The sequence below is a fragment of the Streptomyces actinomycinicus genome (genome assembly GCF_016741775.1).
Taxonomy (GTDB): domain Bacteria; phylum Actinomycetota; class Actinomycetes; order Streptomycetales; family Streptomycetaceae; genus Streptomyces; species Streptomyces actinomycinicus.
Genome location: NZ_JAERRK010000001.1, coordinates 750,933 through 771,456 on the forward strand (window position 1 = coordinate 750,933; position 20,524 = coordinate 771,456).

24 protein-coding genes, 1 other RNA gene and 1 pseudogene are annotated in these 20,524 nt (G+C 72.6%); 17 read left to right on the forward strand and 9 right to left on the reverse strand.

What is annotated here, in order from left to right; all coding sequences use genetic code 11:
• Window positions 1–145: 145 nt before the first annotated feature.
• From JK359_RS03360 to JK359_RS03370, 3 genes are read left to right on the forward strand one after another with little or no spacing between them, the layout of a single operon-like run.
• Window positions 146–985, forward strand: coding sequence for a Nif3-like dinuclear metal center hexameric protein (locus tag JK359_RS03360; RefSeq protein ID WP_201831371.1), 840 nt, complete (start codon window positions 146–148; stop codon window positions 983–985).
• A 13-nt stretch (window positions 986–998) separates the two neighbouring features.
• Window positions 999–1,742 carry a zinc ribbon domain-containing protein gene (locus JK359_RS40075; RefSeq protein ID WP_201831694.1) on the forward strand — a complete coding sequence of 248 codons (744 nt, stop codon included), beginning with the start codon at window positions 999–1,001 and terminating at the stop codon, window positions 1,740–1,742.
• Between the two features lie 16 nt (window positions 1,743–1,758).
• Window positions 1,759–3,027, forward strand: a complete 1,269-nt coding sequence (locus JK359_RS03370) for a bifunctional RNase H/acid phosphatase (RefSeq protein WP_201831373.1) — start codon at window positions 1,759–1,761, stop codon at window positions 3,025–3,027.
• Here JK359_RS03370 and eda read toward each other — a convergent pair.
• Complete coding sequence (gene eda, locus JK359_RS03375; protein WP_201831375.1) at window positions 2,999–3,661, reverse strand: bifunctional 4-hydroxy-2-oxoglutarate aldolase/2-dehydro-3-deoxy-phosphogluconate aldolase; 663 nt, start codon at window positions 3,659–3,661, stop codon at window positions 2,999–3,001. The two genes, JK359_RS03370 and eda, sit on opposite strands and share 29 nt — an antisense overlap.
• A gap of 73 nt (window positions 3,662–3,734) precedes the next feature.
• The gene (gene yaaA, locus JK359_RS03380) at window positions 3,735–4,517 is read right to left on the reverse strand and encodes a peroxide stress protein YaaA (RefSeq protein WP_201831377.1); all 783 of its coding nucleotides are present in this window, start codon (window positions 4,515–4,517) and stop codon (window positions 3,735–3,737) included.
• A gap of 74 nt (window positions 4,518–4,591) precedes the next feature.
• Between yaaA and JK359_RS03385 the strand changes: the two genes are divergently transcribed.
• Window positions 4,592–4,810, forward strand: coding sequence for a hypothetical protein (locus JK359_RS03385; protein ID WP_201831378.1), 219 nt, complete (start codon window positions 4,592–4,594; stop codon window positions 4,808–4,810).
• On the opposite strand, the gene JK359_RS03390 is transcribed toward JK359_RS03385, so the two are convergent.
• Complete coding sequence (locus JK359_RS03390) at window positions 4,797–5,363, reverse strand: hypothetical protein (RefSeq protein WP_201831380.1); 567 nt, start codon at window positions 5,361–5,363, stop codon at window positions 4,797–4,799. The genes JK359_RS03385 and JK359_RS03390 overlap by 14 nt on opposite strands.
• Window positions 5,360–6,184 carry a MerR family transcriptional regulator gene (locus JK359_RS03395; RefSeq protein WP_201831382.1) on the reverse strand — a complete coding sequence of 275 codons (825 nt, stop codon included), beginning with the start codon at window positions 6,182–6,184 and terminating at the stop codon, window positions 5,360–5,362. The genes JK359_RS03390 and JK359_RS03395 overlap by 4 nt, the downstream gene beginning before the upstream one ends.
• Before the next feature lie 146 nt (window positions 6,185–6,330).
• Between JK359_RS03395 and JK359_RS03400 the strand changes: the two genes are divergently transcribed.
• The 6 genes and pseudogenes from JK359_RS03400 (at window position 6,331) to JK359_RS03430 (ending at window position 9,757) form a co-directional block, all read left to right on the forward strand.
• Window positions 6,331–6,747, forward strand: a complete 417-nt coding sequence (locus JK359_RS03400) for a DUF4260 family protein (RefSeq protein WP_201831384.1) — start codon at window positions 6,331–6,333, stop codon at window positions 6,745–6,747.
• Complete coding sequence (locus tag JK359_RS03405) at window positions 6,740–7,261, forward strand: TetR/AcrR family transcriptional regulator (protein ID WP_307787938.1); 522 nt, start codon at window positions 6,740–6,742, stop codon at window positions 7,259–7,261. The genes JK359_RS03400 and JK359_RS03405 overlap by 8 nt, the downstream gene beginning before the upstream one ends.
• A 26-nt stretch (window positions 7,262–7,287) precedes the next feature.
• Window positions 7,288–8,136, forward strand: coding sequence for an AraC family transcriptional regulator (locus JK359_RS03410; protein ID WP_201831385.1), 849 nt, complete (start codon window positions 7,288–7,290; stop codon window positions 8,134–8,136).
• A pseudogene (locus JK359_RS40330) lies at window positions 8,133–8,912 on the forward strand (DMT family transporter); the annotation flags it as partial. The gene JK359_RS03410 and the pseudogene JK359_RS40330, both read left to right, overlap by 4 nt.
• A gap of 115 nt (window positions 8,913–9,027) precedes the next feature.
• An RNA gene (gene rnpB / locus JK359_RS03425) (RNase P RNA component class A) lies at window positions 9,028–9,433 on the forward strand.
• 48 nt (window positions 9,434–9,481) lie between these two features.
• Window positions 9,482–9,757, forward strand: coding sequence for a hypothetical protein (locus tag JK359_RS03430; protein ID WP_201831387.1), 276 nt, complete (start codon window positions 9,482–9,484; stop codon window positions 9,755–9,757).
• Between the two features lie 48 nt (window positions 9,758–9,805).
• On the opposite strand, the gene JK359_RS03435 is transcribed toward JK359_RS03430, so the two are convergent.
• Window positions 9,806–10,327: an NUDIX domain-containing protein gene (locus tag JK359_RS03435; RefSeq protein ID WP_201831388.1), complete on the reverse strand. Its 522-nt coding sequence runs from the start codon at window positions 10,325–10,327 to the stop codon at window positions 9,806–9,808.
• Window positions 10,324–11,682, reverse strand: coding sequence for an NsdA family TPR-like regulatory protein (locus JK359_RS03440; protein WP_236677139.1), 1,359 nt, complete (start codon window positions 11,680–11,682; stop codon window positions 10,324–10,326). The genes JK359_RS03435 and JK359_RS03440 overlap by 4 nt, the downstream gene beginning before the upstream one ends.
• 145 nt (window positions 11,683–11,827) lie before the next feature.
• Here JK359_RS03440 and JK359_RS03445 point away from each other — a divergent pair, with 145 nt between their 5' ends.
• The 5 genes from JK359_RS03445 to JK359_RS03465 all read left to right on the forward strand — a co-directional run bounded on the left by JK359_RS03445 (window position 11,828) and on the right by JK359_RS03465 (window position 16,217).
• Complete coding sequence (locus JK359_RS03445) at window positions 11,828–12,250, forward strand: ATP-binding protein (protein ID WP_201831389.1); 423 nt, start codon at window positions 11,828–11,830, stop codon at window positions 12,248–12,250.
• Window positions 12,251–12,480: 230 nt separating this feature from the next.
• Window positions 12,481–12,747: a putative ATP-grasp-modified RiPP gene (gene tgmA, locus JK359_RS03450; RefSeq protein WP_201831390.1), complete on the forward strand. Its 267-nt coding sequence runs from the start codon at window positions 12,481–12,483 to the stop codon at window positions 12,745–12,747.
• Window positions 12,747–13,712: an ATP-grasp ribosomal peptide maturase gene (gene tgmB, locus JK359_RS03455; protein ID WP_201831392.1), complete on the forward strand. Its 966-nt coding sequence runs from the start codon at window positions 12,747–12,749 to the stop codon at window positions 13,710–13,712. Before tgmA ends, tgmB begins: the two co-directional genes overlap by 1 nt.
• Entirely contained in the window at window positions 13,709–14,833 is a 1,125-nt protein-coding gene (tgmC, locus tag JK359_RS03460) for an ATP-grasp peptide maturase system methyltransferase (protein ID WP_201831394.1), read from the forward strand. Before tgmB ends, tgmC begins: the two co-directional genes overlap by 4 nt.
• Window positions 14,834–15,284: 451 nt before the next feature.
• The gene (locus tag JK359_RS03465) at window positions 15,285–16,217 is read left to right on the forward strand and encodes a tyrosine-protein phosphatase (RefSeq protein WP_201831396.1); all 933 of its coding nucleotides are present in this window, start codon (window positions 15,285–15,287) and stop codon (window positions 16,215–16,217) included.
• A gap of 158 nt (window positions 16,218–16,375) precedes the next feature.
• Here the strand turns inward: JK359_RS03465 and JK359_RS03470 are convergent, their stop codons facing one another.
• Window positions 16,376–16,714: a MazG-like family protein gene (locus tag JK359_RS03470; protein WP_201831398.1), complete on the reverse strand. Its 339-nt coding sequence runs from the start codon at window positions 16,712–16,714 to the stop codon at window positions 16,376–16,378.
• Window positions 16,715–16,857: 143 nt separating this feature from the next.
• Window positions 16,858–17,403, reverse strand: a complete 546-nt coding sequence (locus JK359_RS03475; protein WP_201831400.1) for a DoxX family membrane protein — start codon at window positions 17,401–17,403, stop codon at window positions 16,858–16,860.
• 128 nt (window positions 17,404–17,531) lie between these two features.
• On the opposite strand from JK359_RS03475, the gene JK359_RS03480 reads away from it, so the two are divergent.
• Both JK359_RS03480 and JK359_RS03485 read left to right on the forward strand, forming a co-directional pair.
• Window positions 17,532–17,858: a nuclear transport factor 2 family protein gene (locus JK359_RS03480; protein ID WP_201831402.1), complete on the forward strand. Its 327-nt coding sequence runs from the start codon at window positions 17,532–17,534 to the stop codon at window positions 17,856–17,858.
• 211 nt (window positions 17,859–18,069) lie between these two features.
• Window positions 18,070–19,308, forward strand: a complete 1,239-nt coding sequence (locus JK359_RS03485; RefSeq protein WP_201831403.1) for a D-alanyl-D-alanine carboxypeptidase family protein — start codon at window positions 18,070–18,072, stop codon at window positions 19,306–19,308.
• A 324-nt stretch (window positions 19,309–19,632) separates the two neighbouring features.
• Here JK359_RS03485 and JK359_RS03490 read toward each other — a convergent pair whose 3' ends face one another.
• Window positions 19,633–20,391: an SDR family oxidoreductase gene (locus JK359_RS03490; RefSeq protein WP_201831404.1), complete on the reverse strand. Its 759-nt coding sequence runs from the start codon at window positions 20,389–20,391 to the stop codon at window positions 19,633–19,635.
• Between the last annotated feature and the right edge of the window lie 133 nt (window positions 20,392–20,524).

Sequence of the window (20,524 nt, forward strand, 5' to 3'; positions counted from 1 at the left end):
AGGCGTGGAACCGGCCGACTCCCGCTTCACACGTACGGGTGGCGCAGAACCGATTCGCCTGAGGAAGCCGGGGCGTCTGTGCTGACCGGGGGCAGAGGCGGCGGATGCGGTACAGGCCCGCCGAACAGCCAGGTAGCCTTGGGCCGTGCCCCGTCTGTCTGAAGTCATCGCCGCGCTGGAGAACCTGTGGCCCGCCGAGCGGGCCGAGTCCTGGGACGCCGTCGGCACGGTGGTGGGCGACCCCGACCAGGAGGTCACCCGGGTCCTGTTCGCCGTCGACCCCGTGCAGGAGATCGTCGACGAGGCCGTGAAGCTCGGCGCCGACCTGCTGGTCACCCACCACCCGCTCTATCTGCGCGGTACGACCACGGTCGCGGCCACGCACTTCAAGGGCCGGGTCGTGCACACGCTGATCAAGAACGACATCGCGCTGCACGTCGCCCACACCAACGCCGACACCGCGGACCCGGGTGTCTCGGACGCGCTCGCGGGAGCCCTCGACCTGCGGGTCGTACGGCCCCTCGTGCCGGACCCGGCCGACCCGTCCGGCTGCCGGGGGCTCGGCCGTGTCTGCGAACTCGACCACCCGCTCACCGTCCGTGAGCTGGCCGCCCGGGCCGCCGAGCGGCTGCCCGCCACCGCGCAGGGCATCCGGGTGGCCGGCGACCCCGAGGCCGTCGTCCGCACGGTCGCCGTCAGCGGCGGTTCCGGCGACAGCCTCTTCGACCAGGTCCGCGCGGCCGGCGTCGACGCCTTCCTCACCGCCGACCTGCGCCACCACCCGGCCTCCGAGGCGGTGGCCCACAGTCCCCTCGCGCTGCTCGACGCGGCGCACTGGGCCACCGAGTGGCCCTGGTGCGAGCTGGCCGCGAGCCAGCTCGACGAGATCTCCGACCGTCACGGCTGGGACCTGCGGGTCCACGTCTCCAAGACGGTCACCGACCCCTGGACCGCCCACGCGGCGTCCACCACCACGACTAGCTAACGGGAGCCCCCAACTGAACGCCGCGCCCGCCGACCAGATCCGACTCCTCGACGTCCAGGCCCTCGACGTCCGCCTGCAGCAGCTGGCGCACAAGCGGAAGTCGCTGCCCGAGCACGCCGAGATCGAGTCGCTGACGAAGGACCTCACGCAGCTGCGCGACCTGCTCGTGGCCGCGCAGACCGAGGAGAGCGACTGCGCCCGCGAACAGACCAAGGCCGAGCAGGACGTGGACCAGGTGCGCCAGCGCGCCGCCCGTGACCAGCAGCGCCTGGACTCCGGCGCGGTCACCTCCCCGAAGGACCTGTCCAACCTCCAGCACGAGATCGCCTCGCTCGCCAAGCGGCAGGGCGACCTGGAGGACGTGGTCCTGGAGGTCATGGAGCGCCGTGAGGGCGCGCAGGAGCGGGTGGACGAGCTGACCGAGCGGGTCGCCTCCGTCCAGTCGAAGATCGACGACGCGAACGGCCGCCGGGACGCCGCGTACGAGGAGATCGACGGCGAGGCCGCCTCGGTCACCAAGGAGCGCGAGGTCGTGGCGGGCTCCGTCCCCGCGGACCTGCTCAAGCTGTACGACAAGCTGCGCGCGCAGCAGGGCGGGATCGGTGCGGCCAAGCTGTACGCCCGCACCTGCCAGGGCTGCCGCCAGGAACTGGCGATCACCGAGCTGAACGAGATCCGCTCCGCCGCGCCGGACACCGTGGTCCGCTGCGAGAACTGCCGCCGCATCCTGGTGCGTACGGCGGAGTCGGGTCTGTAGACGGGGGATGGGGCCGGTGCGGGAGTTCATCGTCGAGGCCGACGGCGGATCGCGGGGCAACCCGGGGCCCGCGGGTTACGGGGCCGTGGTCCGCGACGCGGCGACGGGCCAGACCCTGACGGAGACGGCCGAGTACATCGGCGTCGCCACCAACAACGTGGCCGAGTACCGCGGTCTCCTCGCCGGCCTCCGCGCCGCCCACGCCCTCGACGCCTCGGCCTCGGTCCACGTCCGCATGGACTCCAAGCTGGTCGTCGAGCAGATGTCGGGCCGCTGGAAGATCAAGCACCCGGGCATGAAGCCCCTGGCGGCGCAGGCCCGGTCCGTCTTCCCGCCGGACCAGGTCACCTACGAGTGGATCCCCCGCAGCGAGAACAAACACGCCGACCGCCTGGCCAACGAGGCCATGGACGCCGGTGCCAAGGGCGGGCAGTGGTCCGCTTCGGCGTCCCGGGCGGAGCTGGACGCTCCGCCCGCCGTCCCGCAGCCCTCCGGCCCGCCCGGGGACGCGACGGCCGGCGCGGCGAAGGCCCGGGCGGCACTGGCGGAGGGCCGTGCGGCCGCCGCGCCGGGACCGGCGGCGGCACCGGCGGCGGCACCGGCTCAGGAGGCCGCCCCCGCCGAGCAGCGCCCCGGCTGGAGCGCCGCCCCCGACCTCGGCGCCCCCGCCACCTTCGTCCTCCTCCGGCACGGCGAGACCCCCCTCACCCCCCAGAAACGCTTCTCCGGCAGTGGCGGCACGGACCCCTCCCTCTCCGACGCCGGCCGCGAGCAGGCCCGCCGGGTCGCCGAGGCCCTGGCGCGGCGCGGCACGATCGAGGCCGTCGTCGCCAGCCCCCTCGCCCGTACCCGTGAGACCGCCGCGATCGTCGCCGGCCGCCTCGGCCTGGACGTCACGGTCGACGACGGTCTGCGCGAGACCGACTTCGGCGCCTGGGAGGGCCTGACCTTCGGTGAGGTCCGCGACCGCTACCCGGCCGACCTGAACGCCTGGCTCGCCGACCCCGAGGCGCACCCCACCGGCGGCGGCGAGAGCTTCGCCGAGACCGCCACCCGCCTGGCCGCGACCCGCGACAAGCTGGTCGCGGCCCACGCCGGCCACACGGTCCTGCTGGTCACGCACGTCACCCCGATCAAGACGCTCGTCCGCCTCGCCCTCGGCGCCCCGCCCAAGTCCCTCTTCCGGATGGAACTCTCGGCGGCCTCCCTCTCCGCGGTGGCGTACTACGCGGACGGCAACGCGAGCGTACGGCTGTTCAACGACACGTCCCACCTGCGGCCCTGAGTCCGGCCGCGGTCCGGGCCAGTTCCTCGATCAGACCCCAGTCCCCGGCGCTCACCGCCTCCGCCGGCACCATCCAACTGCCGCCCACACAGCCGACGTTGGGCAGGGACAGGTACGCGGGCGCGGTCTCGGGGCCGATCCCGCCGGTGGGGCAGAACCGCGCCTGCGGCAACGGCCCGGCCAGCGACCTCAGGTAGGCCGTACCGCCCGCCGCCTGTGCCGGGAAGAACTTCATCTCCCGCACCCCGTGCTCCAGCAGCGCGACCACCTCCGAGGTGGTCGACACGCCGGGCAGGAACGGCACCCCGGACCCGCGCATCGCCGCCAGCAGCGTGTCCGTCCAGCCCGGGCTGACCAGGAACCGCGCCCCGGCCGCCGTGCACGCGGCCACCTGCTCCGGAGTGATCACCGTGCCCGCCCCGACCACGGCCCGGGGAACCTCGGCGGCGATCGCCCGGACGGCATCAAGCGCGGCCGGCGTCCGCAGCGTCACCTCGATCGCGGGCAGCCCCCCGGCCACCAGCGCCCGGGCCAGCGGTACGGCGTCGGCGGCATCGGAGAGCACCACCACGGGCACGACGGGCGCGACATCGAGCACGGAGGCAGCCGGGGAGGAGGGCAGCGGCGAGGGCATGCCCTCATCGTGCCCACGGAGTGCAGCACACGCAATGATCGTTGCGCATGCTGCAACACCCGGTGGTCGTGGGTCAGTGGACCTCGTCCACCAGCACGTCCAGCGACCACGCCTTGCCCGCCCTGCCGGGGGCCTCCGCCTCCACGACGTACCCCAGCCCGCGCAGCGCCTCCATCAGCCCGGCGGGATCCTGCGGCGCCGCCCCGGCCGTCAGCAGGCTGCGTACGATCCGGCCCTTCGTCGCCTTGTTGAAGTGGCTGACGACCTTCCGGGTCGGCGCGTGCAGCACCCGGACCGTCGCCGTCCGCCCGGCCACCTCGCCCTTCGGCTTCCAGGCCGCCGCGTACGCCGCCGACCGCAGGTCCAGGACCAGGCCGTCGCCGGCCGCCGCGGGCAGCGCCTCGGCCATCGGCGTCCGCCAGTGCCCGGCCAGCGAGCCGAGCCCCGGCAGCTTCACCCCCATCGAGCAGCGGTAGGAAGGGATCCGGTCGGTCACCCGCACCGCGCCCCACAGCCCCGAGAACACCAGCAGCGAGTCCGCCGCGCGCCGCTGCGCGTCCGCGTCCAGCGTGGCCAGGCCGAGGGCGTCGTACAGGACACCGGTGTAGATCTCCCCGGCGGGCCGGGCGCCGGCCGTGCGCAGCCCGGCGTTCTTGGCGACCTCGCCGCGCAGCCCCTCGCTCAGCCCGAGCACCTCGCGCGCCTTCTCCTCGTCGGCGGAGCACAGCTCGACCAGCTCACCGAGCACCGCCTCCCGCGCGCCGGTCAGCCCCGGCAGGGACAGCGACTCCAGCGCCGTCGGGGCACCCTCGCCCGGGTTCGCCTTGCCTTCCGAGGGCGGCAGCAGGACCAGCAACACGTACTCCTCACGTAGACCTCCGCGCCAGGGTACGGCGTGCCGCCCGGGCGGCCCCGGCCCGCGCTCGCCGTATGGAGGCGGCCCTGCTCAAGGACCGGGCCGGGGGCCTCTTCGACGGCTGCGTGGTGGACGTGGGCGAGCACCGGCCGACCAGGGGGACCGTGCAGGTGATCTCCCCGGCGGTCATCGGCCGGATCGAGGGCGAGCACCTGCCGCTCGGCGTCCGCCTGCGGGTACGGCTCACCCGGGCCGAGCCGGGCAGCGCGAAGATCCTTTTCACTCCGGCGTGAGGGCCCGGACCAGGGTGCCGGCGTCGTCGGCGTACAGCCGTACCACGCTCACCCGCTTCCGGCGGCCGAGCACGCTCGTGTGGACGAGGGGCTCGGTGAGTTCCAGCGTCACCGTGGTCCGGGAGCCGACGGCGAGGTCCAGCGTGCCCTCCGCCGGCTCGTGCGTGGTCCGGGTCTCCCGGCGTACGGCGCCGATCGAGGCCAGCGGGATGCGCAGGTCCACGTGGGCGCCGTACCGCACCCGCAGCGCGTCCGGGGTGAGCACGTGCGGGCGCACCGCGCAGGCCGCGTGCAGGCCGGTCAGGAACAGCACGGTGTAGACGTCCAGCACCAGCATCACCTCGTGCGCGACCGGGACACCGCGCAGCAGCACGGCCATGCCGACCGTCTCGACCACGCACACGAAGGCCAGCCCCAGCATCATCGCGCCCTGCCCGCGCACGTACCCGAACGCCCGCCCGCCCGCGGTGCCCTGGGTGCGCCGGGCCAGCCACAGCGGCAGACTCGCGAAGAGGCGCATCTCGTGCCGGGCCAGCCGGTACAGCGTCCTCATGCTCCCTCCCCCGAGAGGATCTCCAGCGTACGGCGGACCGCCTCCGCCTGGGCGGGCGCGAAGTCGGCGTACAGGGCCCGCAACAGGGCGTGGTCCAGGTCGATCGGACCCCCCGTCAGCAGATCGGGCGGTACGCAGTCGGCCAGCATGCGCGCGGCCCGGGCCACGCGCGGGTCGTCCGGGCCGGCGTCCGCGAGCGCGTCGAGCAGCGCGTACGCCTCCCGGGCGCGGGTCACCGTGTCCGGGTCGTCCAGGGCGCCGCGCAGCGCGGTCAGCAGCCGCTCCCCCTCCTCGGCGCCGGCGCCGGTGTCGACCAGGGCGAGGATCTCCCGGTCCTTGGCGGCCATCGGGGAGTCGACCTCGGGCAGCGCGGCGAGCAGGGCGGCGAGCCGGGGTGAGACGGGTCCTTCGGCGGGCAGCTCCCCGGCGTCCAGCAGGGTGCGCAGCCGCTGCCGGCGCTCCCGGATCGCCGCCTCCTGCCGGGCGAGGTCCTCGTCCAGCTCGGTGAGTACCTCGACGAGGTCCTTGCCCTCCCCCGGGCTGCCGGCGCTCGCGGTGCTCCCGGCCGCGCTCGATCCGGTGACGCCGGGGGCGCCGCCGCCTGTGCCCCCGCCCTCGGCGAGCACGTCGCGCACTTCGGTGAGGCTCAGCCCCAGCCCGGTCAGCCGACGGATCCGGGCGAGGACGACGGCGTGCCGCAGGGTGTAGCGCCGGTACCCGTTGGACAGGCGTTCGGGCTCCGGCAGCAGGCCCAGGTGGTGGTAGTGCCGCACGGTCCGCGTCGTGACGCCGACGGCGGCGGCGAGTTCTCCGATCCGCATGCGACCAGTACAGACGTTGACGTTGCGGAAGGGTCAAGCGGCGGTCCGCGGCAGGACTCCGCCCCCTTGACGGCTAACGTCGTTAGCCATACCGTGAGGCTAACGGCGTTAGCCAGCCTGGCCCGCCGTACGACCCGGAGGCAGCCATGACCGCAACAGCCGGCACGAGCACCCCGCGCACCACGACCACCGCCCTGCGCCGCGCCGCCTGGCTGGCGTCCGCCCTGTTCTGGACCGGCTTCGCCGTGCTGGAGTCCGTGAACCACGGCTGGCTCGCCGGCGCCCTCACCCTGGCCTTCCTCGTCCTGCCCGACCTGGCCTTCCTGGTCGCTCTGGACGAGGCCCCCCGCACGGCCAAGGGGCAGCTGGCGCCGCGCGCGGTGCCGTACTACAACGCGATGCACCGCGCCCTGGTCCCGCTCGCGCTCGCGCTCGCCTACACCGCGCTCCCGGTGGACTGGCCGCCCGCCTTCGCGGCGCTGTGCGGCTGGCTGGCCCACATCTCGTACGACCGCGCCCTCGGCTACGGCCTGCGCACCAAGGAGGGATTCCAGCGTGGCTGACCGGCTCACCCCGCGGGCACGGGAGATCGTCGCGGCGGCCCGGGACCTCCTGGAGGAGTCCGGGCCCGACCGGCTCACCATGCGGACCCTCGCCGACCGCCTCGGCATCAAGGCCCCGTCCCTCTACAAGCACTTCCCGGACAAGCACGCCGTGGAGGTCGAGCTGGTCGTGCAGCTGCTCACCGAGACCGCCGAGGTCCTGGAAACCGCCGAGGCCGGCGCCCCCGGCTCGCTGGAGGCGCTCGCCGGGGCCTACCGCGGCTACGCCCTCGCCCACCCCCACCTGTACTGCCTCGGCACCGAACGGCCCCTGCCCCGCACCGAGCTGCCCGCCGGTCTGGAGGACCGGGCCGCCCTGCCGCTGCTGCGGGTCTGCGCCGGCGACACGGACCTGGCCCGCGCCGTCTGGGCCTTCGCCCACGGCATGGTCGTCCTGGAGATCCACGGCCGCTTTCCCGCCGACGCCGAACTGGACGCGGCATGGAAAAGGGGCCTGCGGGCGTTGCACCCCTAGCAGGCGGCGCCGCGAAGGAGAGCCCGATGGCGGAACAGGCACGGTGGACACGGGCCCGGCTGGGCCGCTGCGGGCCCCCGCTCGACCTGCTCACCGCGAGCTTCCGCCGGCACGTCTACGCCCCGCACGCCCATGACGAGTACACCGTCGGCGTCTGCGTCGGCGGCTCCGAGATCATCGACTACCGCGGCGGCCACCTGCGCACAGGACCCGGCACGATCGTCGTCCTCGAACCCGGCGAGATGCACACCGGCGGCCCCGGCAACCCCACCGACGGCTACGCCTACCGCGCCCTGTACGCCGAACCGGCCCTGCTGGCCGACGCCACCCGCGGCGGCCTCCCGCACTTCCGCGAACCGGTCATCGAGGACCCCGCGCTGGCCGCCGCCCTGCGGGCCGCCCACACCGAACTCAGTGCCTGCCCCGACCCGCTGGAGGCCGAGTCCGTTCTGCCCTGGCTGCTGGCCGCCCTCGCCCACCGCCACTCCACGGGCAGACCGGTCCCCGACCGCGTCCCCGGCGCCGGCCTCGTGGCCCGCACGGTCCGCGACCGCCTCGCCGACGAACTCACCGACCCGCCCTCCCTCGCCCTCCTCGCCGCGGACCTCGGCCTCTCCCGCTACCAGCTGCTGCGCGCCTTCCGTACGACGATGGGCGTACCCCCCTACGCCTGGCTCGCCCAGCACCGGGTGACCAGGGCCCGGGCCCTGCTGGAGGCCGGCCTCCGCCCGGCCGACGTGGCCCCCCTCGTCGGCTTCGCCGACCAGGCCCACCTGACCCGCTGGTTCCGCCGGGTGCTCGGGGTGACCCCGGCGGCCTACCGCAACAGCGTTCAAGACGGCCCGTACCGGGGTGGCCGAGACTCGGCCGCATGACTGCACGCGGCTGGTTCCTGTTCTCCCTGATGGGAGTGGTCTGGGGCATCCCCTATCTGATGATCAAGGTGGCGGTGGACGTGGTGTCCCCGGCCACGGTGGTGTTCGTACGCTGCGCCCTCGGCGCGGCGCTGCTGCTCCCCTTCGCCCTGCGGCAACCGGGCCTGGCCCGCACGGTGCGCGCCCACTGGCGTCCCCTGCTGGCCTTCGCGTGCATCGAGATCATCGGCCCGTGGTTCACGCTCACCGACGCCGAACGCCATCTGTCCAGCTCCACCGCGGGCCTGCTGATCGCCGGCGTCCCGGTCGTCGGGGTCGCCCTGGCCCGGTTCTTCGGCAGCCACGAACGCCTCGGCGTACGACGCCTGACCGGCCTCGCCCTCGGCCTCGCCGGCGTCGGCGTGCTCACCGCCCCGCACCTGACCGGCGGCGACGCCCGCTCCCTGGCCGAGGTGCTGCTCACGGTGGTGGGCTACGCCACGGCACCGCTGATCGCCGCGCGTCACCTGAAGGACGTCCCGTCCCTGCACCTGACGGCCCCCTGCCTGGCGCTGGCGGCGCTGGTGTATGCCCCTGCGGCCGCGGCCACCTGGCCCTCGCAGGCGCCCTCGGCGTCCGTCCTCGCCGCGCTGGCCGGCCTGGGCGTGATCTGCACGGCGGTGGCCTTCGTCGCCTTCCTGGAGCTGATCAAGGAGGCCGGGCCGACCCGGGCCACGGTGATCACGTACGTCAACCCGGCGGTCGCGGTGGCCGCGGGCGCGCTCTTCCTGGACGAGCGGCTGACGGCGACGATCGCCGTCGCCTTCACCCTGATCCTGGCGGGTTCGGTGCTGGCCACGGCCGAGAGTCCACAGCGCCCGCCGCGCCCGGTACCATGGTCCACACGGCAGACGAGCCGGGCGGACGGCCGCGTGGAGTCCCCTTGACGGGGGCTTCCCGAGGAACGTCCGGGCTCCACAGGGCAGGGTGGTGGCTAACGGCCACCCGGGGTGACCCGCGGGACAGTGCCACAGAAAGCAGACCGCCCGGGGCTTCGGCCCCTGGTAAGGGTGAAACGGTGGTGTAAGAGACCACCAGTGCCCAGGGTGACCTGGGCAGCTAGGTAAACCCCACCCGGAGCAAGGTCAAGAGGGGCGCCGTGAAAAGCGCCCTGCGCGGACGTTCGAGGGCTGCCCGCCCGAGTCCGCGGGTAGACCGCACGAGGCCGGCGGCAACGCCGGCCCTAGATGGATGGCCGTCGCCGAGGCGCCCGCGAGGACCCTCGGAACAGAACCCGGCGTACAGCCCGACTCGTCTGCCATTGGGGCCCTGCCCGGAGAAAACTTCCTGGTCGGGGCCCCAATGCATGGTGTGGCTGGCTGCATCTGAGCGGAATAAAGGTGGCGATCGCCCGCTGCGCGGCGGCGTCGCTCTTCTGCCGCCTGCTGCTGAGCAGAACCCGCCCTTCCCGGGCCACGATGGCAGCAGCAACATCACGCTCGTCATCGGCGTTCGTGCACAGCCCTACGAGTCGGCGGACTACGTGCGGGAGGAACTGCCCGAGGAGCTTGGGCAGAAACTGTCGGTCCTGGAACTTACTGAGCCGGATCAGGCGCTCACGGAGCGCCTCAAACTCGCGTAGCCCTGAAAGCAGCCATGCCTCGGGGCAAGAGGCGGGCGACACGCATTGTCATAGGAGGGGTGTGCCGTCGCGGAGGTACAGCGGCCGTCCGGCGTCCAGTGCCTTCAGGGCGTGCTCGAACCGGCGCCGCATGCGGTCTCGGAGGCGACCGGTGGCTTCGGCGGCCGTGACGAAGGCGGCTTCGGACAGTTCGTCGTCTCGTGGCCGTAGCTTGTCGGCCTGGGTCTTGTCCAGGGTGCCGCCGTGGAAGATGAACGCGAGCTGATCGTCCCAAGGGCCGTGCGGGGCCACCCAGTCCACCACCAGCAGACCGAGCAGCGTGACGCGTAGGCCGAGTTCCTCCATCAGTTCACGGCGTACCGTATCCTCCGGCGGCTCGTTGGCTTCCGCCATCCCGCCGGGCAGATCCCATCCCGGTTTGTAGGTGGGGTTCACCAGCAGCACTCGGCCGGACGGGTCCCGCAGCAACACGTCGGCCGCCACGCGCTTGCGGGCCTGCTTGGCGTTGCCCTCCGCGAGATACGCGTTCCACGCGTCGGTGTCGGCGGGATCGGGTGCTGTGGGCCTCATGCGGTCGTGCCTCCCGGGGGTGGCGGAATCAGATCAGCCAGCAGGAGCATTCTGGCGCGGCGTGCATCATCGAACCGCGCCAGGTACTCCCGGACCGGCAGGTAGCCCCGGTGCGGCTCGAGCAGCCGGCGCAGCCCGTCGAGTTGCTGGACCACCCGGACCGAACCGAGAGTCGGGCTCGTACTGAGCAGGTCGTGGCCGACGCTCACCGCGGCGTCCAGGTCACCCCGGCGCACGTGGATGTCCACGAGGCTGATCCGGCTGAGCGCCAGGGACCGCGCCCGCCCCGCCTCACGCAGCGCAACAGCTTGTTCGGCGTGTGACAGCGCCTCGTCGTACTGCTCCAGGTCACGCAGAATCAGTGCTGACTCGCTGGCCAGCGCGGCGGCGTCGAACGGGCTCAGCCACGGGTGATCAGCAGCGGGCGAAGCCTCCAGGTCACGGTGCGCGGCCTCCAGCGCGTGCGCGGCCGGGGTGCGCTGAGCCGCGACGGCTAGCGCACGCGCCTGCATGGTGTGCAGCCGCGCCGTCAGCGCGGGAATCCGAGGTCCTTGCGCGGCCAGGTCGAGCCCGGTCCGCGCCCAGCCGACAGCTCCGGCCGCATCCCCGGCCTCAAGGGCAAGGTGGCTGCTGCTCGCAGCGACGTGCGCGGCCAGCGAGAGGTCACCGGAGGTGCGGGCCAGAGGGAGAGCGCGGGCGAAGTGCCGGGCCGCGCGGTCGTCATGACCGGAGTCGTGAGCCATCCAGCCCGCCATCTCAGTCAGCGCGGCTGCGGCGGCGAACACCTGCGGACCGCTGCCGATGTCGACCAGCCGGGGCGCCACCCGGTCCGACAGGTGCCGGATGACAGCCCCGTACAACCTGCCGCCGCCGGTCTGCCGGTCAACGCTACGGAAATGATCCATCGCCACCAGATCGTCACCGTCCGGCGGCGGCCGATCCGTCCGCTCGTGCTCGGCGGTCGCCGGCGCAGGCTCCCACGAGCGTCGAACCAGCCCAAGCAGATGGCCGGGGATGTGGAAGGCGTCGGCGATCTGCTCGAACAGGGCCAGCTTCTCCACCCGGCTCTTGCCGTTCATGTAGTCGTACAGCCGCCCCTGCGTGATGTCGACGGCGGCAGCGATGCGCCGCGTACTGACACCGCGCGCATTGAGCATCCGGAACACCGCACCCATGTCCCGCTGGGCGCACGCATGGAGCAGGCGTTCATCCCCGAGCAGACCGGCGACGACCTCACGCGGGTCCGGTGACAGACGGTCCATCTGCAACTCCCCCGGGTAGCGAACGGAACCGATGCTAAGGCCAACCCCGCCGTCGTGACTCCGCGTTGGAGTCACCTTCTGGAGTCTCCCCATCCCCTACTCCACGCGTTGACTGACTGTCAGCCGCCGGGAGGCGCACCCGTGAATGCACCCCGGCGCCGCCCCGCCCGCAGGCTTCTCCCCGAGGCACGCGGGCGGGGCCTCCCCCAGCCGCCCAGACCAAGGCGTGACGACGACCATGACCAACGAGCGAACGAGTCCAGCGCAATACCCACGCCAGAGCGCCACCCTCACAAGCGAGGCCGTCAGTGTTCCGGTGGCGCGTCAGATAGTCCGCGAGGCATGCGCGGAGTGGGGCATGGACCAGGACGCCGCAGAGACCGGCACGCTCCTGATCTCCGAAATCGTCACCAACGCAGTCCGCCACGGTCACTCCCACAGCGTCCGGGTGATCGCCGAGCAGCCGCGCCCTGACCGACTCCGTGTCGCCGTGGTCGACAAGTCCTGCCGCGTGCCCGAGCTGCACATCGTCGGACCGGACGCCATCGGTGGCCGTGGCCTCCTCCTGGTCGACGCCCTCTCCGACCGTTGGGGAACCGATCTCCTTCCCTGGGGCAAGCGTGTCTGGGCTGAGATCGCGATCAAGGTCGGAGACCGATGACCGGCGCCACCGCATGCCGGAAGCCGACGGGGTGACCACCGGCAGCGCGCGGGACGCTCGCTCACCCCCGAGGGCGACTGCTACGGCCGCCCGCCCCATCCCCTTGGGCGGGCGGCCCAACACCCCCGGCCGCTCGTTCACACCGACTGTCCCGGCCGAGCCCCTCTCGCCGTCCGGAAGCCCCGGGCGGCGGCTGCCACTGCCGGATCACCTGAGAGACGAGGAAACTCATGCAACAGACCTTGACGTCACTGGACCAGGTGAAGCCCTGGGGACTCGGACGCATGCGGCCCTACCCGGCTGCGGCCGTCCTCTCCGCCGCCCGGCCCGTCCTCGACCCGCACACGCAGGTCCCCGCATGGGTCGGCCCCGACGGTGCACCGCTGACGGTGGAGGCCAAGCACAAGCGGTCGGAGACGTCGCAGGAGACGAGCACGAAGACGAGCCTGGACGGCACCCCGGACCAGGGGAGCGACCAGAACGGGGACTCTGACTGATGGCTGTGGGTGGGCCGCCCGTCCTCGTCGTCACGCGCCTGGACGACGCGACTGCGGATGAAGTGATCACCGAACTGAACCAGCGTCGTGTGCCGGTGGTCCGCCTGGACCCCGGCGACTTCCCCCGCGAGGTGACCCTCTCTGGCACGTTCGCCGGCACCGGAACCGGCGGCACTCTCGCCACCGCGTCCCGGAGCGTCGACCTGGGGAACGTCCGCTCGGTGTACTGGCGGCGGCCCACCCCCTACACCGCCGACCTCGCCATGGACGAGCAGACCGGCCGATGGGCCGTCGAAGAAGCCCGCTACGGGCTCGGCGGCATTCTCGCCGCTCTCCCCGGCGCGCACTACCTGAACCACCCATGGCGCAACCGGGACGCCGAGTACAAGCCGGCACAACTGGCCACGGCTGCCGCCTGCGGCTTCACCGTGCCACCCACGCTCATCACCAACGACCCCCACCGCGCCCACACCTTCATCGCCGAACACGGGCCGGTCATCTACAAGCCGCTCAGGGAAACCGAGTACACCGACGCCACCGGCCGCGCGCTGACCGTGTGGATCGAGGACGTCACCTCATGCCAGATCGACAGCCATCTACGTCACACTGCACATCTGTTTCAGCAGCGCGTCAGCAAGTCCGCCGACATCCGCCTCACCGCCGTTGGTGACTACCTCACCGCCGTCCGCATCGACGGTTCACCTGGCGCGGACTGGCGCCGCCACTACGACCGGCTCGCCTACACCCCCGTGCCCGTCCCCCCAGCCATCGTCAAAGGCGTGCGCACCTACCTCGATGCTTTCGGACTCAGCTTCGGCGCCTTCGACTTCGGTCTGGACCGTGATGGCGTCTGGCACTGGTATGAGTGCAACCCCAACGGTCAATGGGCCTGGTTCCCCGACCACATCACTGCTCCCATCAAGCACGCCATCGCCGACTGCCTACAGCATGGAGCCCCCGCATGACGGACCCCGCCGACCTGCGCCGCCAACTCGCCGCCGCCGTCCCTGCGGACGACCCGGCATGGCGCACAGCCCTCGAAACGGTGCCCCGCGAACTCTTCCTGGGCAACGGTCTGTTCCAGTTCGACGGCCGCCACTGGACCCCCGTGCACCGCGACCGGACCGATCCCGGAAAGTGGCTGGGGCTCGTCTACCAGGACACCACCTGGGTCACCCAGGTCGACGGCACCACCGCCGTCGACGCCACCGGACCCGTCACCGGCCGCCCCACCTCGTCCAGTACGCTGCCCTCCCTGATCGTGCGTATGCTCGACGTCGCCGGGATCAGCGAGGGCCACAAGGTGCTGGAGATCGGCACCGGCACCGGATATTCCACCGCCATCCTGTGCAGCCGCCTCGGCGACAACAAGGTGTACTCGATCGAGTACGACTCGGGCTTGGCCGCCGCGGCGGCCGATCACATCCACGCCGCCGGGTATCACCCCACCCTGATCACCGGCGACGGCCTCGCCGGACACGAGACCGACGCCGAATACGACCACATCGTGGCCACCTGCGCCGTCCGCCACATCCCCCCAGCCTGGCTCTGCCAACTACCGGCCGGTGGAACCATCACCACCACCATCAGCGGATGGATGCTCGCCTCCGGACTGGTCCGCCTCACCGTCCAGGACGACGGCACCGCCACCGGTCGCTTCCACCCCGATCAGATCAGCTACATGCTCGCCCGCCCCCACGAACGCCCACCCCGACCCACCTTCCACCAGCATCCCGGCCACACCCGCGCCACCCGCGTCAACCCCGCACTCCTGGAAGACTGGACCGGGCAGTTCCTCGCTCAGCTCGCTGCACCGTCAGCCGAACTCATGACAACCGCCGCGGGGGTGATCCTCGTGGACGTCGCCACCGGATCACAGGCGTGGACCGAACCGGCCAAGGGCGGCTGGACCGTGCACCAGCACGGCCCTCTACGCCTCTGGGATCAAGTGGAAGACGCTCTCACTGTCTGGCAGGACGCGGGCTCGCCCCCACACTCCGACCTCGGCTTGACAGTGGACCCAGACGGCACGCAACGTGTGTGGCTCGGCACACCCGATGGCTGCTCCTGGAACCTGCCGGTCTGACCTACCGATCACACAAGCGCCCGTCCTCAAGAAGCCGGAGGCGGGCGCCATCCGGAGTGGGGTTCAGGGACGACGATGCCTCTTCTGGACCGCTCCGGGGCTGGGGTGACTCGTTACGCAGCCATCAAAGTGCCACGGAAGCGCCCCTGCCTGCACATTCGTGCAGGTCATAGCGCTGCGGTGACTCTCCCCGGCGCACAGCCCGACTCGACTGCCTCTCACGGTGCGGCTCCGGCGGCCGGCGTTGCGCGTCGAGTCGCCGCACCGTCCCGGCGACGCCCCCGGCGTGCCGCGCACCCGGACCCCGGCGCCCCCCGTCTGAGCCCGGAGGGGGACGGCCACGCGGCCTCGGCGCCGCCGATCAGCGGACTGAGCAGCCGTGTCGTCGTGCTTCCTCTCTCAAGATCCAGGCGCTAGCTTCCCGCCCCTGCTTCCAGGAAGGGGTACCTCCATGCCATCCAGGACACACGTCGTCGGCGTCGTCACCCTCTCGCTGGCCCTCGCCGGTTCGCTCGCGCCCGCCGCCGCGGACGCCGCACCGGCGCACCAGGTACGGCCCGTCTCGGTCCGGAACATCTCGGTCCGGACCGCCCCCGCCGGCCGCGTCCTCCCGGTCCCCGGCACCGTCAACGCCCGTGACACCGGCGGCTACCTCACCTACGACGGCAAGAGGACACGGTGGGGGGTGCTGTACCGGTCGGAGAGCCTGGCGAAGATACCGGCGGACGGTACGGCCGCCCTGGCCGCGCTCGGACTCGGCAGTGTCCTCGACCTGCGCACCGCGCCGGAGATCCGGGCCGACGGCGCCGACCGGCTCCCCGCCGGGGTGACCTCCGTGCCGGACGCGGTGGACGACACCGGTCTGTACGCGTTCATCGGGCAGGCGGTGCTCAGCAGGGACCCGGCGTACCAGCAGGCACTCCTCGGGGACGGCAGGGCGCGGGCGCGGATGATCTCCCTCTACCGGGGCTTCGTCACCAACCCCGCCAACCGGGCCGCACTCGGTACCGCCGTCCGGGCCGTGTCGAACTCCTCGAAACCGGTGCTGTTCCACTGCTCGGCGGGCAAGGACCGCACCGGTGTCCTCGCCGACACGGTCCTGCGTGCCGTCGGCGTCCCGGCGGCGACGTCCGAGCAGGACTATCTGCTGTCCGGCCCGCTGCGCGCCGCCTCGGACCAGGCCCTGCGGGACCAGCTGAAGGCGGCCGGCTACATGCAGGACCCCGGTCTGCTGATCCCGCTCCAGCAGGTGAGCAGCGACTACCTCGGCGCGTTCCGGGACCAGGCCGTACAGGACTACGGCAGTTTCGGCAACTTCCTCACCGACGGGCTGGGACTCGACGCGTCCACGCTGCTGCGGCTGCGGATCCGTCTCGTGGGATGACTCCGGGCGGGCGTTCAGGGCCGGGGGGCGAGCGTCTTCACGACGGGGGCCCCGGGCGGGCGTTCACGACGGGCGGCCGGGCGGGCGTCTTCACGACGGGGCGCCGGGGGGCGTTCACGGCCGGGTGGGCGTCTTCACGACGGGGCCCGGGCGGGCGCTCACGACGGGGGGCCGAGCGGGCGGTCCCGCACCTTCCGCAGGTGCGTCTCGAACACCTCGCGGGCCTCCGGGGTCAGTGTGCGCAGGGCCACCAGTGCCGTGATGACCACGTCGCACAACTCGGCCCGTACGTCGTCCCAGTCGTGGGTGACGCCCTTGCGCGGGTTCTGGCCCGTGGCGCCGATCACCGCCTCGGCGACCTCGCCGACCTCCTCGGACAGTTTGAGGATGCGCAGCAGGACGCCCTCCCGGCCGGCGTGCACACGGCCGGCCTCCAGCCGGGACCAGAGTTCGTCGACGGTGTCCCAGAGGGCGGCGGTGCCCTGATGTTCGGTCATGCCCCGCAGCCTGCCACGAGACGGGGAGGGTGGGGAGCGCCGTCCCGTGAGGGTGGGGGAGCGCCGTCCCGTGGGAGGGGGGAAGCCCTGTCACCTGACAGAGGGGAAACCCCGTCACCTGACAGCAGGGAGCGCGCGGGGTGTCATTCCTCGAACAGCGCCTCCTGCTCACCCACCGTCCTGGCCCGCACCCGCTTGTTCCGGGCGCCGACGACCACGGCCGTGGCCGCCGCTGCCACCCCGAGCGCGGCCGGGACCATCCAGCCGCGGTTGAAGACGTCCCCGACGGCGTGGTCGAGGGAGAGGCGGCCCGGGCCGGCGACGGCGAGGCCGGCCGCGGCCAGGCCCAGGCTCGCCGCGTGCTCGTAGCCGCCCTCCTGGGCGAAGAAGCCGTTGGGCACGTGGACCGCCGACGCCCCCGCCATCGCGCCGGCCGCCGCCGCGCCCGCCGCCGGGGTGGCGAGGCCCAGCGCCAGCAGGGTGCCGCCGCCGGCCTCCGCCAGGCCCGCCGCCGTCGCGCTCGCCCTGCCGGGTGCGTAGCCGACCGACTCCATGAACTGGCCGGTGCCCTCCAGGCCGTGCCCGCCGAACCAGCCGAACAGCTTCTGGGCGCCGTGCGCGAAGAGCACCCCGCCCGTCCCCAGACGGAGCAGCAGCAGGCCCAGATCACGTCGGTCGTAACAGCTCACGGTGACTCCCATGCAGACAGGCGGACAGGTCCCTCCCGCGTTTCCACCGTCGCACCCCGTACACCCCCGGGCCCGTCCTGGAGGGCGTTCGGGTGGCGGGACCGGGGGAGCGGTGTGAATCTGACGCCATGACGATTCAGCCAGCCAAGCTCAGCGATCCGGCCGTGCGGGCCTTCGTGAACGCTGTCAACTCCCACGACCGCGAGGGCTTCATGTCCCTCCTCGCGCCGGGCGCGACCATGTCCGACGACGGCTCCGACCGCGACCTCGCCGACTGGATCGACCGGGAGATCTTCTCGTCCCACGGCCACATGGAGGTCGACAACGAGTCCGACGGCGGCCGCACCGTCCTCGCCCGCTACAGCAACGACACCTGGGGCGAGATGCGCACCAAGTGGTCGTTCGTCGTCGAGGACGACGGTCGGATCTCGCGGTTCGAGACCGGGCAGGCCTGAAGTTCGTCAACGTCCCGTGCCCAGAGGGCGCTTGACGTCCGCGCCGGGCGCGGCCATGCGGCGGTGAGGAGCCCTTGGGGCGCCCAGGGCGGCAGTGGTGCGGGGACGGGAAACCGGGGCGGCTCATCGGATTTTCATATGCTGGCAAATTCACCTGCCAGGACCGCATCCGGTGCTCAAACCCCTGGTCGAGCCGGTGTACGGTCCCCGAGTGCGTGAATGTTCCCGGCTCAGCCGGCGTGCCGTTCTCGGGCTGACGGCCGCCGCCCTGCCCCTCTCCACGGCGACCGGTGCCGCCGCGGCCACCGTGATCGGCGGTGAGCGTCTGGCCCGCGCCGGAGTCCAGGTGCGCGGTGCCTCCGGACTGCCGAAGAAACTCACCGCCCGCTCGTGGCTGGTCGCCGACTGCGCGAGCGGGGAGGTGCTCGCCTCCTTCGGCGCGCACCGGCGGCTCGCGCCCGCGTCGACGCTGAAGATGCTGTTCGCGGACACCGTGCTGAAGAAGTTCGACCGCACCCGGCGGTACCGGGTCACCGACGCCGACCTCGCCGACGTCCCGTCCGGCTCCAGCCTCGTCGGCATCAAGCCCGGTATCACCTACACCGTCGAGCAGTTGTGGCAGGGCGTCTTCCTGCGCTCCGGCAACGACGCCGTGCACGTGCTCTCCCACATGAACGGCGGCATCGCGAAGACGGTCGCCGAGATGCAGGCCCGGGCCGAGGACCTGCAGGCCCTGGACACCCATGTGGTCAGCCCCGACGGCTTCGACCACAAGGGACAGATCTCGTCGGCGTACGACCTGACGCTCTTCGCCCGCCACGGTCTCAAGGACGGTGACTTCCGCGGCTACTGCGGCACGCGGACGGCCGACTTCCCGGCGGGCGGCAAGAAGACCTTCCAGATCCAGAACACCGACCGTCTGCTCACCGGGGCGTGGGGCCTGAAGACGTACGAGGGTCTCATCGGCGTCAAGAACGGCTACACCAGCCACGCCGGCAACACCTTCACCGGCGCGGCTACCCGGGGCGGGCGCACCCTGCTGGTCACCGTGATGCATCCGGACTCCGGCGGCAACGCGGTCTACGAGGAGACCGCCGCGCTGCTCGACTGGGGCTTCGGGCAGGGGAGTTCGGCCCGGGCCGTGGGCACACTGGCCGAGCCGCGCAGTGAGGGCGGCGCGAGCGCGAGCCCGGCGCCCGCGCACCGGGCCGTGCAGGCGGCGGCCGGCGCACCGGGCGCGGCCGACGGGGGCGGCTCGGCGTGGCGGACGGCGGGGAGTGCGGCGGCGGCGCTCGCGGTACTGGGGGCCGGGGCCTGGACCGTCCACCGGCGCAGGGCGCAGACGGCGGCCCGGGCGGAGCGCGGGGGACGCAGTGCCGGGGCCGGGCGCGCGGAACGGGGTGCCGAGGCCGGGCGCGGTGTGCAGGGCTCGGGGGACGAGCGCGGGTAGCGGAACTCGGGGCGCGGACGCAGAGGTTGGGCCGGCCGTACGTGGGACCGGTGCCGTGCGATCCGTCACACGGGCCGTCACGCTGGCCGTGCGGCGTCGTGCGGCGGCCGTTCCACCGATCCGGTGCGTACCCCGCGGTGCCGCGAGGTCCACCCCCAAAACTCCGGTCCGGTGGAACGGCCGCCGCCTCCCCCCTCGGAGTGGCTACGGAACTTCCGTGCGTCAACTGTGAAGTTCTGGTGGAGAAAAGTGGAGCACATGTCCGCGACCGGCCGCAATACCGCGGATGTTGAAATTCCGCTTGTGCCGGGCGCGGAGCCGGGCTCAGCCCCGCCCGATGAACGGCATCGTGGTCGCCAGCACCGTCGCGAACTGCACGTTCGCCTCCAGTGGCAGTTCCGCCATGTGCCGTACGGTTCGCGCCACATCGGCCACGTCCATCACCGGTTCCGGGGTTACTTCCCCGTTCGCCTGGAGCGCGCCGGTCTCCATCCGGGCCGTCATGTCGGTCGCCGCGTTGCCGATGTCGATCTGCCCGACCGCGATGCGGTACGGCCGCCCGTCCAGCGACAGCGACTTGGTCAGGCCGGTCAGGGCGTGCTTGGTCGCGGTGTAGGCGACCGAGTGCGGGCGGGGCGTATGGGCCGAGACGGAGCCGTTGTTGATGATCCGGCCGCCCTGCGGGTCCTGCTCCTTCATCCGCCGGTAGGCCGCCTGCGCGCACAGGAACGCCCCGTTGAGGTTGGTGTCCACCACGTGCCGCCAGGCATCGTAGGGCAGCGCCTCGACCGGCACCCCGCCCGGGCCGAAGGTCCCCGCGTTGTTGAACAGCAGGTCCACCCGGCCGAACCGTTCCGTGGCCGCCGCGAACAGCGCCTCCACGTCCTCGGGACGGGACACGTCGGTGCGCACGGCGAGGGAGGCGCCCTCCGGTGCCAGTGCCGCCGTCTGCTCCAGCGTCTCGATGCGCCGGCCGGCCAGCGCCACCGACCAGCCGGAGCGCAGCAGCTCCACGGCGACGGCCCGCCCGATGCCGGAGCCGGCGCCCGTCACCACCGCGATCTTCGCTTGCGTCTCAGTCATGCTCCGCAGCGTAGGCAGAAGGTCCGCGATGTGGAATCGATTGTCCGCCATACGGTTAGTCCGTCGTACGGTCACCCGACCGCGGCCGAACTCGCTCACCTGTGCCTCGGCAGTCTGTGCGAGCTGAGAGCAT

What these genes read in the sequence shown, in the direction of transcription:
- eda (WP_201831375.1), bottom strand. Translation starts at nt 3,661, where the DNA reads ATGCCCTCGCCGCTGCCCTCCTCCCCGGCTGCCTCCGTGCTCGATGTC.
- JK359_RS03385 (WP_201831378.1), top strand. Translation starts at nt 4,592, where the DNA reads ATGGAGGCGGCCCTGCTCAAGGACCGGGCCGGGGGCCTCTTCGACGGC.
- JK359_RS03390 (WP_201831380.1), bottom strand. Translation starts at nt 5,363, where the DNA reads ATGAGGACGCTGTACCGGCTGGCCCGGCACGAGATGCGCCTCTTCGCG.
- JK359_RS03395 (WP_201831382.1), bottom strand. Translation starts at nt 6,184, where the DNA reads ATGCGGATCGGAGAACTCGCCGCCGCCGTCGGCGTCACGACGCGGACC.
- JK359_RS03400 (WP_201831384.1), top strand. Translation starts at nt 6,331, where the DNA reads ATGACCGCAACAGCCGGCACGAGCACCCCGCGCACCACGACCACCGCC.
- JK359_RS03410 (WP_201831385.1), top strand. Translation starts at nt 7,288, where the DNA reads ATGGCGGAACAGGCACGGTGGACACGGGCCCGGCTGGGCCGCTGCGGG.
- JK359_RS03430 (WP_201831387.1), top strand. Translation starts at nt 9,482, where the DNA reads ATGGTGTGGCTGGCTGCATCTGAGCGGAATAAAGGTGGCGATCGCCCG.
- JK359_RS03435 (WP_201831388.1), bottom strand. Translation starts at nt 10,327, where the DNA reads ATGAGGCCCACAGCACCCGATCCCGCCGACACCGACGCGTGGAACGCG.
- JK359_RS03440 (WP_236677139.1), bottom strand. Translation starts at nt 11,682, where the DNA reads ATGGGGAGACTCCAGAAGGTGACTCCAACGCGGAGTCACGACGGCGGG.
- JK359_RS03445 (WP_201831389.1), top strand. Translation starts at nt 11,828, where the DNA reads ATGACCAACGAGCGAACGAGTCCAGCGCAATACCCACGCCAGAGCGCC.
- tgmA (WP_201831390.1), top strand. Translation starts at nt 12,481, where the DNA reads ATGCAACAGACCTTGACGTCACTGGACCAGGTGAAGCCCTGGGGACTC.
- tgmB (WP_201831392.1), top strand. Translation starts at nt 12,747, where the DNA reads ATGGCTGTGGGTGGGCCGCCCGTCCTCGTCGTCACGCGCCTGGACGAC.
- tgmC (WP_201831394.1), top strand. Translation starts at nt 13,709, where the DNA reads ATGACGGACCCCGCCGACCTGCGCCGCCAACTCGCCGCCGCCGTCCCT.
- JK359_RS03465 (WP_201831396.1), top strand. Translation starts at nt 15,285, where the DNA reads ATGCCATCCAGGACACACGTCGTCGGCGTCGTCACCCTCTCGCTGGCC.
- JK359_RS03470 (WP_201831398.1), bottom strand. Translation starts at nt 16,714, where the DNA reads ATGACCGAACATCAGGGCACCGCCGCCCTCTGGGACACCGTCGACGAA.
- JK359_RS03480 (WP_201831402.1), top strand. Translation starts at nt 17,532, where the DNA reads ATGACGATTCAGCCAGCCAAGCTCAGCGATCCGGCCGTGCGGGCCTTC.
- JK359_RS03490 (WP_201831404.1), bottom strand. Translation starts at nt 20,391, where the DNA reads ATGACTGAGACGCAAGCGAAGATCGCGGTGGTGACGGGCGCCGGCTCC.